This is a genomic window from Cellulosilyticum sp. WCF-2 (assembly GCF_003990395.1).
Classification (GTDB): Bacteria; Bacillota; Clostridia; order Lachnospirales; family Cellulosilyticaceae; genus Cellulosilyticum; species Cellulosilyticum lentocellum.
In genome coordinates, this window is the sequence record NZ_CP034675.1 from 791,267 (window position 1) to 808,330 (window position 17,064).

A 17,064-nucleotide genomic window follows, 5' to 3' on the forward strand; every position below is an offset into this window, starting at 1 on the left:
AAATGGAAAATAAGCAGAAAAAAGAATTAATTATGGATGAAATTGTAATTAAAGAATTACAAGAAATCTCCGGAGGAAATATCTTAACTATAGTACCACCTCGACTTGGAGGAATTTCTAAAATTCCAACAAAGCCACCTATAATAACATTTCCACCGCTTAGTGGCATTGTTAAGAGGGTATAATAAGTAGTAAAGCAGTTAATAATTTTTTTAAACATATAAGGAGGGAAATAAAATGAAAGAAGATGAAAAAGTACTTAAATCATTAACAGATGAAGAGTTAATGCAGTTAGATGGAGGTTTCTTTATTATTGACGTAATCAAAGAAGTAATAAGTAAAAGACCACCCATCATGGCACTTTATGCAGTTTCACCAACTATTAAAAGAATTTAAAAAAGACAATCTATAGAGGTTAATGGTAAGGCAGTTTAGTAAAAATACTTTAACTAAACTGCCTATTAATTTATGGTTTAAAGAAAGGATGTAGCTTATGAGGGTCCATTATATAGAAGAAGACTCATGCACAATAGCATATTTTCCAAGAACATTAAGGTATTTTGTTGTGAATGGAACCATGAAAGATTTTATTAATGCAGTAGAAGAAGGGGTGAGCAGGGAAAGTATTATTTCTAGATTAGAGATAAGTGGGGACCAGTATGATGCATTTAATGAAAAGATACGAGTGTGTTTGGGAGATAATGATTATTTAGTTGATGAATATAGTACTAAAAAACTATTCCTCGAAAAATTATCATTAAATATAAGTAACGATTGTAATTTAAGATGTAAATATTGTTATGCAAATGGAGGTAAATACCATTCATCTAGACAAATAATGACGCAAGAGACGGCACATCGCGCATTAGAGATATTTTTTAATCATTTTGATACCATTGAAAAAGTGGCTCTTTTTGGAGGGGAACCTACTCAAAATATGGAAGTTATCAGGTATGTATGTGAGTATGTATATGAAAAAAATGAAAAGACAGGGCAAAAAACATATTTAGGAATGGTTACTAATGGTACACAAGTAACAGATGAATTGATTGAACTCATTAACAAGTATGATATCCAAGTAACTATTAGTTTTGATGGCACCAAAGAAGCACAAGATGTGGCAAGAGTATTTGCTAATGGAGAAGGTACGGCTCAAGTTGTTATGGACAATATTAGAAAGCTTCAACAATACACTTCACAGCCAGCAAGTATAGAGGTAACCTATCATAAGTATCATCAGGAAAATCAAATGAAGGTTATGGATATTGTAAGAAGTATTAAGCAACAGATTGGGGATGTAGATATTCATATTGTCCCCATGGGATGTAATCAAAAGGAACCTATTAAGGAGTTAATGTTAGATAATCTAGATGAATTTTTAGATGCTATTGATGAGGCGCTTTCGGAAAAAGGAGAGGGGCTATCGTATACTTTTTTAGATTGTATTTTGGAGTCACTCACTAAAAAGACACCATCTAAGTATATTTGTGATGCAGCAATTAATGCATTATCTGTTAGTACCAATGGTGATATTTACCCCTGTTCTGTATTAACAGATATGAAAGATGAGTGGGGAGGATCTATTTATAACGAGAATGTATTAGATGAGCAACAATTTGAATATATGATAAGTAGATATTTAAAGTTTAATAAAATAGAAAATGAGAAGTGCAGTAAGTGCTTTGCACATACAGCATGTTTTGCATGCTTAGGTATGAATGCTATTACTAATGGAAGCCCGTTTGAACTAGATGAAAGCTTATGTGAGTTAAATAGGCAAATGCTAGAGAAGATAATAATAAAGCTTAATGATCTACAAAGAGAGGCAAGGAGAAATGACCTCCTAGCTTAGCAAGTTTGAAAATATCTAGTAAGGTTATTTAATATTAATACCTTTACAGGATATATAAAGTTAGAGGAGTAAGGTGTATCATTTCTTTTGTATTCATTTTGTAATGGATATATTGGACTTAATAGGTTAGAAAAAATGCTGTTCTATAATTTACCTTACAAAAAGATATATATAATAGTTTTTGTAAGCGGAGCAGTGAGTGCAAGTTATTCAGTGGAAAACTAAAGAAAAAGGGGATAAGTACTTATTAAAACAAAACAAATTGTGGATAATATAAAAGAAAACACAATACAGGTTGCCTCAAAATCTTGAGGCAACCTGTATTTATATAGTCAGTGAGAAGCTATTATGCCTCTGAATAAATTCTTTTAATGATTTTATACAAAAGGATTATAGAAGCGGCTACCATTTTTCATAGTAATCCATAAAGAAGCTAAAAATAGTAGAACGACTCCTACAATAGCAATATAATCTCTTTTAGCAAAAGGCCTACTGCTATACCAAGTACGTTTCTTATGAGTTCCAAAAGAACGAAGTTCCATAGCACAACTAATGGTTTCAATACGTTCTAAGCTGCTAAAAATTAGTGGAATCAAAATGGTGCTCATATTTTTAATACGTTTTGTTAGTTTTTCTTTACTAGATAGATCAATTCCTCTTGCTTGCGCTGCAAAAGCAATTTCTCTATAATCTCTTTGGACATCTGGAATATATCTTAAGGCAATAGCTACTGCATAAGAAAGTTTATAGCTTACTCCAATACGATTTAAAGAAGCAGCAAATTCACTTGGGTGAGTAGCTACAATGAATAATAAAGCAATTGGAATAACTGCAAAATACTTAAGTGTTACATTGAGCTGATAGAATAATTGCTCTACAGTTACGGTATAGGGCCCTACTATTTTAAATAATACTGTAGTACTACCATAAATCTTACAACCTTCCATAGGGGAAAAAATAAAAATAGCAATATTATTAATTAAAAGGAAGGCTAATATAAAGTAAACTACAAAAGCCACATCCTTAAACTTAATCTGAGATACTTTAAAGCAAATTAAGCTCAATATAAGTAACATAGCTAATACTCTTGTATCATAAGTAAGCATAGCAGTTAAGGAGCAAAAAATTAAACAGATTAGTTTAGTAGCTCCAGTTAAACGGTGAATAGGGGAATCTGCCTCAAGATATCCGAGCGTTACATTTGGCATAGATTTCTTCTCCTTCTATCTTCTTTAATAAAGCTTTGAACAAAAGCTTTAGGGTCTTCAAGTTTTACTTTAACTGCAAGTGAATATAAAGAAGTCTCTTTAAGATGAGCTGGTGTAATGATGTTTGAAGTTGTAAGCACATGAGTCACAGTATTATCAGCTAAAATTTCACCATCGGCTAAAACAATAGCACGATCTGTATACTCTAACATTAAATGCATATCATGAGTAATCATGATGATTGTAATGCCTTCATCATTAAGTGACTTCAAGAATTCCATCATCTCTGTATAATGCTTAAAGTCTTGTCCGGCAGTTGGTTCATCTAAAATAAGAATTTCGGGTTTACTTACTAAAATAGAAGCAATCGTTACACGTTTCTTTTGACCAAAGCTCAGTGCTGAAATAGGCCAGTTACGCATTTGATAGAGGTCGCATACTTTAAGTGTTTCATAAACTCGTGCTTTTACTTCGGCTTCAGGTAAACCTTGATTACGAAGTGCAAGTGCAACTTCATCATAAAGCATTGGTTTAGAAATCATTTGATTTGGATTTTGAAGTACAACACCGATAGATTCGCAGCGTTCTTTAATGGTTAAGTGTTTCATATCCTGTCCTTTAAGGAGTAGTCTACCTTTAGTAGGTTTATAAAAACCACAAATCAGTTTTGAAAGTGTAGACTTACCAGCGCCATTTTTGCCTACGATACTTAGCATCTCACCCTTATAAAGTTTTAAGTTAATATCCTTAAGTAAAGCTTTACTTCTATCATAGCTAAAGTTAACTTCTTCAAATTCAAGTAGCACATCATCATTAACTTTGTCTTTAATTTCTAATGTATTATTCATAAAAGCTTCAAGTTTTTCTTTACATCCTTTAAGATTAATTTGATCTAAAGGTTCAACTTTATCAAAAGCTTTAAGATCACATCCCGCATACTTAAGTGCTGTAATATAGAGTGGTTCACGAATACCATTTTGTTTAAGGGTATCTTCTTTAAATAATCGATTTGGGGTTGTATCTAATAGAATATGACCTTGGTTCATAACGATGATACGGTCTATAGGTCGATGTAAAACATCTTCTAAACGATGTTCGATGATAATAATAGTCTTACCAGTCTGCTCATGTACTTGATGAATTAGGTCAATAGCCTTTTCACCAGTAGCTGGATCGAGGCTAGCTAAAGGTTCATCAAAAAGCAAGATATCGGCATCACTTACAAGGGTACCGCCTAAAGTAACACGTTGTTTTTGCCCGCCAGATAAAGAGTGAGGTGCCACATTTAGAAAATCATCTACCTCTACAATAGAAGCTACTTCACTTACTTTTGTCTTCAGCTCATTTTGTGCGATACATTTATTTTCTAGGCTAAAGGCCATATCCTCGCCTACAGTAAGTCCAATAAACTGACTATCAGGATCTTGAAGAACCGTCCCCACCATTTGAGAAAGTTCAAATAGGCTAAGATTGGCAGTTTCTTTACCATTGATTTTTAAACTACCAGTTGATGTACCTTCTGTTCTAAAAGGAATAAGGCCATTTAAAGTAGCACCTAAGGTACTTTTTCCTGAACCAGAAGGACCTAAGATGAGTACCTTTTCACCTTCATAAATAGTTAAGTTAATGTTTTTTAAAGTAGGTTCATATTGTACTCTATATTGAAAGCTAAAGTTATTAAATTCAATAACAGGTTTTTTCATAGTTGTTCCTTTCTGTATCTATTGACTATCGCTCATAATATTTAATCATCTTCAAGATACAATATTATAAACTGTAGCCTCTGGATAATGAGCTCTAAATGTAAACAGCTTTGAAGTTGTAATAGACATTTAGAACGCAAGTTATATTAGTCTTCAAGTTTTAAACTTCCGGTTTGGATTCTAGTTTTAGCATAAGAAGCTAATAAAATAGAACCTAATACGCCGATAGTTATAATATTAGAGATTCCAGATACTGCTCCTTGAATATAAACCTTATTACTTGGTTCTGCATAAATGAGTATATCTAAAGTAGGAGCAACAATCCCCCAAGCCATTCCATTTGCTATAACTTGGAATAAATTAAAGAGGATGAGTTGTTTTTTACCAAAATAGCCATCTTGAAGTTTTAAGGCTTTAACTGAAAAACCAATAATGAGTCCAACTACGGCTGAAGCAATAATCCAGCTAAACCATGGTGACCCATAAGCTGTAATATCCTTTAATGTATGTCCGATGAATCCGATAGAGGCACCAGCTAGAGGGCCATAAAGCACAGCCATTAATGCTAAAAAAGCATAAGCTGTTTGAATTTCTGTATTGGGAATCCCCGTAGGAATAGAAGCAAAACGTCCTAAGATTAAAAAGACTGCTGATCCAATTCCTATGGCTACAATTGTACGTATAGAAAGTGTTTTGTTATTTTTCATTGTGTCTCCTGTTTTTAAAATAGATGATTTCCTTTAAACGCAAAAAAGCCTGAGTATAAACTCAGGCTTTGACCGGTCTATACTCATCTTCCAGTTTGTTTACTGTTGGATTTGGCACCTTGATATTATACAGGTTGCCGGGCTTCATAGGGCCAGTCCCTCCGCCACTCGTGATAAGCAAGTATATTCATATGTAAATATAATATTATGTAAAGTGATTAGTGTCAATTGAATTATTATGGAATTAAAGTAAAGAAATAGAAATAGCTTTAAAATAATCATCAAGAATTCTAAGTGAAAAATATTTTTGAATTATTATATAGTGAAAATAAGTAATAAAATAAATTGTGAAGCAAGCAATACAGCGAATTTTAATGATTAAAAATAGAAGTGACCGTTATAATAAAATTTATAAAGTAGTCAAATGAGTGTTTTATTTAATCTAGGAGGGCCGTACAATTCACCGGTGCTAGTAAATAATGAATAGGACAATATAAAATAGAGGGAAAAAGTTTATATGTTTAAGTGGTGCGTCATTATGGTTATAATGGATAAATAGAGAACAAGGCTATATTTAAGATTATGGCACATTCAGAGACGTGGATTATACTGTTAAGAATGGGTGAGAGTAGAGTATTTCGAAACAATAAATAGAGAAAAGAAGGAGAAAGTAAAATGAATCCATTAAATATACTAAAGAAATATTATGGTTATGATGCCTTTAGACCTGGGCAAGAAGAATTGATTCAGGCTATCTTATCAGGCAAAGATGCATTAGGGATTATGCCAACTGGTGGGGGGAAATCCATATGCTATCAAGTACCAGCACTTTTATTGGATGGAGTGACTATTGTTATTTCTCCTCTTATTTCTTTGATGAAAGATCAAGTAGATACACTTAAAGAGTACGGCATTGAAGCAGAGCTTATTAATTCTACTCTAAGTACAAAAGAATTTAGAGAAATTAGAGCCAATGCTAGAATGGGAGCATACAAGCTTTTATATGTAGCACCAGAACGTCTAGAGACTGAGAGTTTTATGGATTTAATAAGGGAGGTTCCTGTTTCTATGGTTGCAGTGGATGAAGCCCATTGTGTGAGTCAGTGGGGACATGACTTCAGACCTAGTTATAGAAGAGTTAGTCAAATACTTTACGCTCTTCCTAAGAGACCGATTGTAGCCGCTTTTACAGCAACAGCGACGCCCCTCGTCAAAGAAGATATTATTAAGCTTTTAGAACTCAATAAACCATTTGAGTTAACCAGTAGTTTTGATAGACCTAACCTTTATTTTGAAGTAAGAAAGCCAGAAAATAAACTTCACGAAACTGAAATGTATCTAAGAGAACATGTTGGTGAAAGTGGTGTGATTTACTGTGCAACCAGAAAAGGTGTAGATGATCTCTATGAAAGACTACTTAGGTTAGGTTTACCATGTACAAAATATCATGCGGGTTTAAGTGAAGCTGAGCGAAGTAGCAATCAAGATGACTTTTTATATGATAGAGTATCAGTGATGATTGCGACTAATGCCTTCGGAATGGGGATAGATAAACCCAATGTAAGATTCGTATTACATTATAATATGCCTAAGAATATGGAAGGCTATTATCAAGAAGCAGGTCGTGCGGGTCGTGATGGAGAAGAAGCACAGTGTATTTTACTTTTTGGTACACAAGATATTATGACTAATCGTTATTTAATTGAAAATGCTAATGGATTGGGCAGACAAATAGAATATGACAAGTTAAATAGCATGGTTGATTACTGTAATACTGAAAGTTGCCTTAGAAACTATATTTTAAATTATTTTGGTCAGCAAACCCTAGAAGAAGATTGTCATCATTGTGGTAGCTGTAATAATGATACGGAAGAATCGGACATCACAGTAGAAGCACAAAAAATCCTGAGTTGCGTTAAACGAATGAAAGAACGTTTTGGTAGTACTCAGGTAGCAGATGTACTGAAGGGATCAAATACTCAAAAAATCAAAAGCTTCAAATTTAATGAACTTACTACTTATGGAGTAATGAAGGACTATCCAAAAGATACAATTAAAGAATTAATCTCATTTTTAGTAGCAGAGGGCTATTTACAATTAGTAGGCACCCAATATCCTATTATCCAGCTTACAGAAGCGAGTTATGAAGTATTAAAGGGAAAAAAGCCAGTCACCATTAAGCGTATTTTAGTCAAAGAAACAACACCAGTAAGAAGTAGATCTGGATTAGATGCAAAGGTAGACCTAGTTTTATTTGAGAAACTTAGAAGTGTACGATATGATATTGCTCATAAACAGCATATTCAGCCGTTTATGGTATTTCCAGACACCACTTTAAAGGAAATGAGCAGTAGATATCCTACAACAGATGAAGCACTTCTTCAAGTATCAGGAGTAGGAGAACATAAGTTAAACAAATATGGCCAAGACTTTATAGCCATTATTAAAACTTATGTAGATGAGAATAATATAGATATTAGTAAAGCGTTAGCTTCATTAAGTAAGAAACATTCCGAACCACTATCTAATCTGGAGGGAGAAGCTACTTTAGATGGAAATACCATACCAAAGAAATCATCACCTAGAGATAGTCATAAATTAACCTATGAGCTTTATATGCAGGGAAAGGGAATTCATGAAATAGCTGATGAAAGAAATCTTACTCAGATGACAGTGGAAAATCATCTTATAAAATGTGTCCAAGAAGGATTGCCGATAGATTTTACACAGTTTATACCATCAGAATATGAGGAACAAATTATAGAAGCTATTGAAGAGTGTGGTGCTACCCTGCTTAAACCGATTAAAGAAATGTTACCTGAAGAAGTTACGTATACTGCTATTAAGTTTGCACTTATAAAGTATGGCAAATCATAGCTATCAACATGATGCTTTGATTGATACTAAAGTTATTTAAGTTAGATATTAAACTAATAAAAGTAATACTTTAAATGGTTAAAGAACCACTTTATATTAAAGAAAGACTTTAAGAATGCGATTGTATACAATTGTGCATAACAAAGAGGAAATGTGGATAACTAGTGGATAAGTGGCGTTTGTTTAACATAAATCTGTGGAAAAACAATGTATATCTGAAAATTATATACTATTGTAAGTGTAAAAAGAGAGAAGTATAAACGTTCTATTTCTATTCTCTTAGCAGATGTATGAGTATTAAGTTTCCAATGACAAATTGATTAATTCATAGTAGGATTTAAGATTAAAAAAAGTAAGTTTAATATAAAGAATAGGATATGTATAACTTAAAAAATGTGATACCATAGAACTATATTAAACGTAAGATGAGGGGGAGATACAATGCTAATTTTAAAAGAAAGAGTGCTTTATGAAGGATGTAAATTATATATAGAATTCACACATCGTGCAGATATAATAATTTATAGCCTGGTATTAGAAACTGTAACAGGGGAGAATGTTATGCTCTATGCCTGTGATACAAAGAAAGTTATAGATTTTATATTTGATGCTGTCATAGCAGAGCTCAATGGTTCTAACAATAGAGTGGTTGATGTAAACTATATTATTAGTAATGCATGCGAATAATTTGTGAACTTAATAAAGTCCCTTATAAGATGAGATTCCAAAAACATCCTATAAGGGATTTTTGATTATAGAGATATAATATGTTAGAATGAAAATACTTTGTGAAATTGTAGGATTTAAAGAGGAGATAGTAATGGAATTATCATATGGAAAAAAGGAGCTAGAACAAATAGCTAAATTATATGGAATCAAAGGAGCATACAAATTAAAAAAAGCGGAATTAATAGAAGCTTTACTTGAAGCAATTCCTCAAAAGATGCCAGAGATTCTACCTATGTTAGATGAAATAGATATTAAAAATTTCGAAGCACTTTTTAATGAAAATAAGGTAATAGATAATGAAGATGAATTAGAATGCTATTACAACTTGATGGAATTAGAGTTGGTACAACTTATAGAGGTTGATAAAAAGCGCCAGTTAATAGTAGCAGATTTAGTTAAAGATGCTTATAAAAAGATAGATATGGTTCCTATTATGGAAGAAATAAAACTAAATAGCGCTATGAGAAGACATATTATAAGCATACTAAACTTATATGGCGTTGTTAAATTAAATTGGGCTGTAGAACTTTATAATAGAAACCACGCACAAGTAATTAATGAGCTAGAACTAGCACAGTTTGTAAAGAAGGATATGCGACTAGTATGTCAATGCAAAGTCATAGAAGATTATATTGTCGAGGAAACAATTTATGCATTAGACAAAACTAATTTTAAAGATTTTATAGAGGCTACTATAGATAAAGAATACTATATACCTTCTCAAGAATTATTAGACAAGATGTATGATGAAAGGTACTATGAGCCAAGTATTCCTATAGAAAAGCTAAAAGCCTATCTGAAAAAGACCTATATAATAGAAGAAACTCTAATAGAAGAAGCAATCATAGCAGTCACAATGATTGCTAGGGTTGATTGTGATCGTAGTGGACAGACGATGGAAATTATCCTTGAAGAACTTGCTAATCTAGGAGTAGAGTTTAAGAATTTAGCAGAAATCAATGAAATTGTTAAACACATTACAACAGTTGTAAATGGAACGAGAAAGTGGATTAATAAAGGATTTACGACTCAAGAATTAAGTCCTCATGTATTTGATGAAAAGACAGGGCAAAAAATCAAAGTTATTGATATTGGAAGAAATGCACCATGTCCATGTGGGAGTGGGAAGAAGTATAAGAAGTGTTGTTCTAATAAATAATAGGTATAAAATGTGCAGATTATAAACTAGATATATAATCTGCATATTTTATATAAGAAGTAGTTAATTAGAAAACACAGTTTATTGATTGATATGGACTGAATAGAAGATAATCGATTTGTTGGTCGTATATTAAGGAGAGGAATGCTTTCAAACTTTTTTAGAGATATCCTAACTTATCCAGGGTTAATATGAAGATAATAAATAGGTGTACAATAGGTGATATAAACAGTTGACAATATAGGAAGCAGGGCATATCATATGAAACAGAATTCTAAGAGAAGAGGGATGTAAGAATGAATTCAGAAAAGAAAAAGGCATTACAGTCTTTAAAAACAGCAAAGGGTCAAATAGAAGGAATTATAAGAATGATAGAAGATGAGAGATATTGTATGGATATATCCAATCAAATACTAGCAGCACAATCATTGTTAAAACGAGCCAATCTATTAATATTAGAGCAACATTTATCCCATTGTGTAAAAGATGCATGCCATAATGAAGAAAATGCAGATGAAAAGATTAATGAGATTATTACTATAATAGAAAAACTCATGAGTAAATAGGTGAAAAACTATATTTTAGGCATAAGTGTGTATAAATTAGTTGATAAGTTGTGGATGGTATGTGAACAACTTTAAAAAACTGTGTTTAACTAAAAAAAGTTAAAAAAGGTGTTGACGTCTGTAGAAAGATGTTGTAATATTATACGAGTCAGCGGCGAATAGCAGTAGACAAGAAAAGGCAGTAAGCCTTGATAAGAATGAACTTTGAAAACAAAATAGTAACTATAAACCAGTCGATTCATTACGTCTCTAATAAGAGATGAGAATCAGTACAACTTGTACTAAGTAAAATAGTCAGTAGTAGAGATACTACACGGACAAACTTTTTTATGAGAGTTTGATCCTGGCTCAGGATGAACGCTGGCGGCGTGCTTAACACATGCAAGTCGAACGAAGTGATAGGAGCTTGCTCCTAGAACTTAGTGGCGGACGGGTGAGTAACGCGTGGGTAACCTGCCCTATGCAGGGGGATAACGTTTGGAAACGAACGCTAATACCGCATAAACTATGGATAATCGCATGATTGTTATAGTAAAGATTTTATCGGCATAGGATGGACCCGCGTTGGATTAGCTAGTTGGTGAGATAACAGCCCACCAAGGCGACGATCCATAGCCGGCCTGAGAGGGTGAACGGCCACATTGGGACTGAGACACGGCCCAAACTCCTACGGGAGGCAGCAGTGGGGAATATTGCACAATGGGCGCAAGCCTGATGCAGCGACGCCGCGTGAAGGAGGAAGGTCTTCGGATTGTAAACTTCTATCAGCAGGGAAGAAAAAATGACGGTACCTGACTAAGAAGCTCCGGCTAACTACGTGCCAGCAGCCGCGGTAATACGTAGGGAGCGAGCGTTATCCGGATTTACTGGGTGTAAAGGGTGCGTAGGCGGTTTGTTAAGTCAGAAGTGAAATTTAGGGGCTCAACCTCTAAGCTGCTTCTGAAACTGATGAACTAGAGTGTGGGAGAGGAAAGTGGAATTCCGAGTGTAGCGGTGAAATGCGTAGAGATTCGGAGGAACACCAGTAGCGAAGGCGGCTTTCTGGACCATAACTGACGCTGAGGCACGAAAGCGTGGGGAGCAAACAGGATTAGATACCCTGGTAGTCCACGCTGTAAACGATGAATGCTAGGTGTCGGGGCTTACGGGTCTCGGTGCCGAAGTTAACACATTAAGCATTCCACCTGGGAAGTACGATCGCAAGATTGAAACTCAAAGGAATTGACGGGGACCCGCACAAGCGGTGGAGCATGTGGTTTAATTCGAAGCAACGCGAAGAACCTTACCTAAACTTGACATCCCGATGACCGAAGGGTAATGCCTTCTTTCCTAGCTTGCTAGGACATTGGTGACAGGTGGTGCATGGTTGTCGTCAGCTCGTGTCGTGAGATGTTGGGTTAAGTCCCGCAACGAGCGCAACCCCTATCTTTAGTAGCCAGCATTAAGTTGGGCACTCTAGAGAGACTGCCAGGGATAACTTGGAGGAAGGTGGGGATGACGTCAAATCATCATGCCCCTTATGTTTAGGGCTACACACGTGCTACAATGGCTGCTACAAAGGGAAGCGATCTCGCGAGAGTCAGCAAACCTCAAAAAAGCAGTCCCAGTTCGGATTGTAGTCTGCAACTCGACTACATGAAGTTGGAATCGCTAGTAATCGCGAATCAGAATGTCGCGGTGAATACGTTCCCGGGTCTTGTACACACCGCCCGTCACACCATGGGAGTTGGGGGGGCCCAACGCCGGTGACCCAACCCTTCGGGGAGGGAGCCGTCTAAGGCAAAACCAATAACTGGGGTGAAGTCGTAACAAGGTAGCCGTATCGGAAGGTGCGGCTGGATCACCTCCTTTCTAAGGATAGAAATCGCTGGTTTAGTAGTTACTGTTTTGTTTTGAAAGTTTATGAACGTAGTGAATCAACTTTCACTGAGATGAAGCGGAGTCGAAGTGTTAGCATATAAAATACTACGGAATTGAATATTTCACTCATTTGTGGTGATGATGCGCTTAGGGGAAACACCCGTTTCCATTCCGAACACGTAGGTTAAGATCTAAGCGGCTGATGGTACTTGTCGGGAGACTGACTGGGAGAGTAAGTGGTTGCCACATTTTATAGGCTCGTAGCTCAGGTGGTTAGAGCGCACGCCTGATAAGCGTGAGGTCGGTGGTTCGAGTCCACTCGGGCCTACTAGTGCACCTAGTGTACTATAAGTAAAAGGAAATTAACTAAATCCTTAATCGTACTTTGAAAAACAAATACTACAACAATTATAGATTTGTAAGTTATAGTAATATAACTTGCGCCTAACGATAAATGTACACGCATTGTATAATGCAAGATGTTTGTCAGGGTGTAAAATCTACAATTTAACCGATAATAAATATTCTTTGTATTCAACGAAAGTTGATTAACAAGGCACAAACGACCGATTAACGAAAGTTAATCATTATAGGTCAAGCTACTAAGAGCGTAGAGTGGATGCCTTGGCACCGAGAGCCGATGAAGGACGTGATAAGCTGCGAAAAGCTACGGGGAGTTGCAAATAAACCTTGATCCGTAGATATCCGAATGGGGAAACCTGGCAGAGCAAACCTCTGTCATCCTATAGCCAATCCATAACTATAGGAAGGGAACGAAGGGAACTGAAACATCTAAGTACCTTCAGGAGGAGAAAGAAACATCGATTTCCTAAGTAGCGGCGAGCGAAAGGGAAACAGGCCAAACCAGATTACTTGTAATCTGGGGTTGAGGACTGCGTCATGGCAAGAATGCGGATAGCTGAAGAGTCTGGAAAGTCTCATCAAAGAGGGTGATAATCCCGTAAGCGAAATCCAAGTGAAGCCTAGCAGTATCCAGAGTACCACGAGACACGAGAAACCTTGTGGGAAGCCGGGGGGACCACCCCCCAAGCCTAAATACTCCTCGGTGACCGATAGCGCATAGTACTGTGAAGGAAAGGTGAAAAGAACCCCGGGAGGGGAGTGAAAGAGAACCTGAAACTCTATGTTTACAAGCAGTGGAAGCGCCATATGATGCGCAACCGCGTACTTTTTGTAGAACGGTCCGGCGAGTTACTAGCTGTGGCAAGGTTAAGTACCAGGAGGTACGAAGCCGAAGGGAAACCAAGTCTGAATAGGGCGCCAAAATAGTCATTGTTAGTAGACCCGAAACCGGGTGACCTACCCATGTGCAGGATGAAGTTACCGTAAAAGGTAATGGAGGTCCGAACTCACATCTGTTGAAAAAGGTGGAGATGACGTGTGGGTAGCGGAGAAATTCCAATCGAACCCGGAGATAGCTGGTTCTCCTCGAAATAGCTTTAGGGCTAGCGTTGATAGGAGTCTAATGGAGGTAAAGCACTGAATTGCCTAGGGGGCCCACAAGCTTACCGAAGCATATCAAACTAAGAATGCCATCAAGATACCATCAGCAGTCAGACTACGAGTGATAAGACACGTGGTCAAAAGGAAAACAGTCCAGACCATCAGCTAAGGTCCCCAAGTGTGTGTTAAGTGGAAAAGGATGTGAGATTTCGAAGACAACTAGGATGTTGGCTTAGAAGCAGCCACTCATTCAAAGAGTGCGTAATAGCTCACTAGTCGAGAGATCTTGCGCCGAAAATGTCCGGGGCTAAAACACACCACCGAAGCTATGGAATTCACAATAGTGGATTGGTAGAGGAGCGTTGTAACGACGCAGAAGCAGTACCGTAAGGAGCTGTGGAGTAATTACAAGTGAGAATGCCGGAATGAGTAGCGAGATACAAGTGAGAATCTTGTAGGCCGAATATCCAAGGTTTCCAGAGTAAAGCTGATCTGCTCTGGGTAAGTCGGGACCTAAGGCGAGGACGAAAGTCGTAGTCGATGGACAACTGGTTCATATTCCAGTACTACCTATTATCAGAACTGCAGGGACGCAGGAGGATAAGCAAACCCAGGAATGGTATCCTGGGCCAAGCACAAAGTCGCACCTAACAGGCAAATCCGTTAGGCGAGGATGAAGTGTGATGGGGATCGAAATAAAAGTAGAGAAGTTGCTGAATCCACACTGCCGAGAAAAGCTGCTATTGCGTGATAGGTACCCGTACCGTAAACCGACACAGGTGGATGAGGAGAGAATCCTAAGGCCGACGGGAGAAGCGTTGTTAAGGAACTCGGCAAAATGACCCCGTAACTTAGGGAGAAGGGGTGCCTACTTAGGTAGGCCGCAGAGAATAGGCCCAAGCAACTGTTTAACAAAAACACAGGTCTTTGCTAAACCGAAAGGTGATGTATAAGGGCTGACGCCTGCCCGGTGCTGGAAGGTTAAGGGGAGAGGTTAGTCTAAGGACGAAGCTTTGAACTTAAGCCCCAGTAAACGGCGGCCGTAACTATAACGGTCCTAAGGTAGCGAAATTCCTTGTCAGGTAAGTTCTGACCCGCACGAAAGGCGTAATGATTTGGGCACTGTCTCGACAGCGCACCCGGTGAAATTGTAGTACCAGTGAAGATGCTGGTTACCCGCGACAGGACGGAAAGACCCCGTGGAGCTTTACTGTAGCTTGATACTGAGGTTGGGTATTACATGTACAGGATAGGAGGGAGACTGAGAAATCTGGACGCCAGTCTAGGTGGAGTCGCCGGTGGGATACCTCTCTTGTAATACTTAACTTCTAACCATGGCCCGTTACCCGGGTCTGGGACAATGTCAGGTGGACAGTTTGACTGGGGCGGTCGCCTCCTAAAGAGTAACGGAGGCGCTCAAAGGTAACCTCAGAATGGTCGGAAACCATTCGAAGAGTGCAAAGGCATAAGGTTGCTTGACTGCGACACCGACGGGTGGAGCAGGTACGAAAGTAGGACTTAGTGATCCGGTGGTATGAAAGTGGGATTGCCATCGCTCAACGGATAAAAGCTACCCCGGGGATAACAGGCTTATCTCCCCCAAGAGTTCACATCGACGGGGAGGTTTGGCACCTCGATGTCGGCTCATCGCATCCTGGAGCTGAAGCAGGTTCCAAGGGTTGGGCTGTTCGCCCATTAAAGCGGTACGCGAGCTGGGTTCAGAACGTCGTGAGACAGTTCGGTCCCTATCCGTCGTGGGCGCAGGAAATTTGAGTGGAGCTGTCCTTAGTACGAGAGGACCGGGATGGACGGACCACTGGTGCATCTGTTGTCTTACCAAAGGCATAGCAGAGTAGCCAAGTCTGGATCTGATAAACGCTGAAGGCATCTAAGCGTGAAGCAGACCACAAGATAAGATTTCCCATCCGAAAGGAGTAAGACCCCTTAGAGACTATGAGGTAGATAGGTTGGAGCTGTAAGTGTAGTAATACATTGAGGTGACCAATACTAACGGTTCGAGGGTTTGACCTAGATAATAAAGGTTGAATAGTTGTAGTATTTGTTTTTGAAAGTATGAGAAGAGAGCACCCGAGAGGGTGTTTTTTTGCTTTATACCTGTTTGTACTTATGAGAAATAGTTAAATTTTTATGACTTTAAGTGGCTTAGTTATATGTAATAGCATTATTCTCAGATTAATAGTAGGCATAAGGTTTTGGTCTAGATTAGCATTGAAGATATTGAAGAAATCAACAGATACAATATTCTGCAGTGGGATGAACGCTATTCCAATAAAGAAATTTTAAAAGAGGATATAAAAAACAAGAACTTTATATAGGAAGGCTTTGCCAAACGGACTCTAGAGGAGAGATCGTAGTAGCTTATGTATTAAACGGAGAGTGTGATAAACAATACAGCAATGGTACATGGGAATATCCAGAGGCAAGTTATTGGATTATACATAGGCTATGTGTAAGCTCTAAGTTTCAAAATCAGAAAATCGGAAATCGTACAAGTCAATACATAGAGAAGCAAGTATTAGAAAATGATATTGAGTCAATAAGGCTAGATGCTTTCGTGCAAAACCCATACGTCATTAGATTATACGAAAAACTATTGAGTAACCAAAAGCAGTAATTAGATTTATGAAATCATTAAAAAATTATCTCAAGTAACAGAAGATACAATAAATATTCTGAATATAACTACAGAAGATATTAGTAAACAAAATGAAATGATTGTTGAGGCAGATAAAGAATTCACAAAAGCTGGTGAGCATATGACAAAGTTGAAAGGATTAATTGATGGAATTGTAAAGGATGTAACTGAAATTTTAAGCGAATTGAGTGAACTTGTAAAAAGTATATAGCGAGATAATAAAATAGTAAAAAGTCAATTGAGGCTGACAACTAACTAATCTTATAGATTAATTGGTTGTCAG

11 protein-coding genes, 1 tRNA gene, 3 rRNA genes and 1 riboswitch are annotated in these 17,064 nt (G+C 37.1%); of the genes, 12 read left to right on the top strand and 3 right to left on the bottom strand.

Annotated elements, in window-relative coordinates; translation table 11 throughout:
* The first annotated feature begins 2 nt into the window (after positions 1-2).
* The 3 genes from EKH84_RS03480 (at position 3) to EKH84_RS03485 (ending at position 1,852) form a co-directional block, all read left to right on the top strand.
* A complete protein-coding gene (locus tag EKH84_RS03480) occupies positions 3-185 on the top strand; it encodes a hypothetical protein (RefSeq protein WP_127065162.1) in 183 nt (60 codons plus the stop codon).
* A gap of 52 nt (positions 186-237) precedes the next feature.
* A complete protein-coding gene (locus tag EKH84_RS21865; protein ID WP_013655153.1) occupies positions 238-396 on the top strand; it encodes a hypothetical protein in 159 nt (52 codons plus the stop codon).
* 97 nt (positions 397-493) lie between these two features.
* Positions 494-1,852: a radical SAM/SPASM domain-containing protein gene (locus EKH84_RS03485; RefSeq protein ID WP_127065163.1), complete on the top strand. Its 1,359-nt coding sequence runs from the start codon at positions 494-496 to the stop codon at positions 1,850-1,852.
* A gap of 377 nt (positions 1,853-2,229) precedes the next feature.
* Here the strand turns inward: EKH84_RS03485 and EKH84_RS03490 are convergent, their stop codons facing one another.
* From EKH84_RS03490 to EKH84_RS03500, 3 genes are all read right to left on the bottom strand, one after another.
* A complete protein-coding gene (locus tag EKH84_RS03490; RefSeq protein ID WP_127065164.1) occupies positions 2,230-3,060 on the bottom strand; it encodes an energy-coupling factor transporter transmembrane component T family protein in 831 nt (276 codons plus the stop codon).
* Positions 3,048-4,763 carry an ABC transporter ATP-binding protein gene (locus EKH84_RS03495; protein WP_127065165.1) on the bottom strand — a complete coding sequence of 572 codons (1,716 nt, stop codon included), beginning with the start codon at positions 4,761-4,763 and terminating at the stop codon, positions 3,048-3,050. Before EKH84_RS03495 ends, EKH84_RS03490 begins: the two co-directional genes overlap by 13 nt.
* A 146-nt stretch (positions 4,764-4,909) precedes the next feature.
* Positions 4,910-5,470, bottom strand: a complete 561-nt coding sequence (locus EKH84_RS03500; protein WP_127065166.1) for an ECF-type riboflavin transporter substrate-binding protein — start codon at positions 5,468-5,470, stop codon at positions 4,910-4,912.
* 80 nt (positions 5,471-5,550) lie between these two features.
* Positions 5,551-5,650: riboswitch (SAM riboswitch) on the bottom strand.
* A gap of 495 nt (positions 5,651-6,145) precedes the next feature.
* On the opposite strand from EKH84_RS03500, the gene recQ reads away from it, so the two are divergent.
* The 9 genes from recQ (at position 6,146) to EKH84_RS22905 (ending at position 16,760) form a co-directional block, all read left to right on the top strand.
* Positions 6,146-8,347 (top strand): DNA helicase RecQ, encoded by a 2,202-nt coding sequence (recQ, locus tag EKH84_RS03505; RefSeq protein ID WP_127065167.1) that lies wholly within the window; start codon positions 6,146-6,148, stop codon positions 8,345-8,347.
* A 441-nt stretch (positions 8,348-8,788) separates the two neighbouring features.
* Positions 8,789-9,034: a hypothetical protein gene (locus tag EKH84_RS03510; protein WP_013655159.1), complete on the top strand. Its 246-nt coding sequence runs from the start codon at positions 8,789-8,791 to the stop codon at positions 9,032-9,034.
* 133 nt (positions 9,035-9,167) lie between these two features.
* On the top strand, positions 9,168-10,235 hold the full coding sequence (locus EKH84_RS03515) for a Rho termination factor N-terminal domain-containing protein (protein WP_190283474.1): 1,068 nt from the start codon (positions 9,168-9,170) through the stop codon (positions 10,233-10,235).
* Positions 10,236-10,531: 296 nt separating this feature from the next.
* A complete protein-coding gene (locus EKH84_RS03520) occupies positions 10,532-10,801 on the top strand; it encodes a metal-sensing transcriptional repressor (RefSeq protein ID WP_013655161.1) in 270 nt (89 codons plus the stop codon).
* 325 nt (positions 10,802-11,126) lie between these two features.
* Positions 11,127-12,652 (top strand): 16S ribosomal RNA (locus tag EKH84_RS03525).
* A gap of 140 nt (positions 12,653-12,792) precedes the next feature.
* Positions 12,793-12,910: ribosomal RNA gene (gene rrf, locus EKH84_RS03530) — 5S ribosomal RNA — on the top strand.
* Between the two features lie 5 nt (positions 12,911-12,915).
* Positions 12,916-12,989, top strand: a tRNA-Ile gene (locus tag EKH84_RS03535).
* A gap of 264 nt (positions 12,990-13,253) precedes the next feature.
* A 23S ribosomal RNA gene (locus tag EKH84_RS03540) occupies positions 13,254-16,156 on the top strand.
* The 16S, 23S and 5S rRNA genes sit together here with 1 tRNA gene alongside, the layout of an rRNA operon.
* Before the next feature lie 337 nt (positions 16,157-16,493).
* Positions 16,494-16,760 (top strand): GNAT family N-acetyltransferase, encoded by a 267-nt coding sequence (locus EKH84_RS22905; RefSeq protein WP_408610356.1) that lies wholly within the window; start codon positions 16,494-16,496, stop codon positions 16,758-16,760.
* The last annotated feature ends 304 nt before the right edge of the window (positions 16,761-17,064 follow it).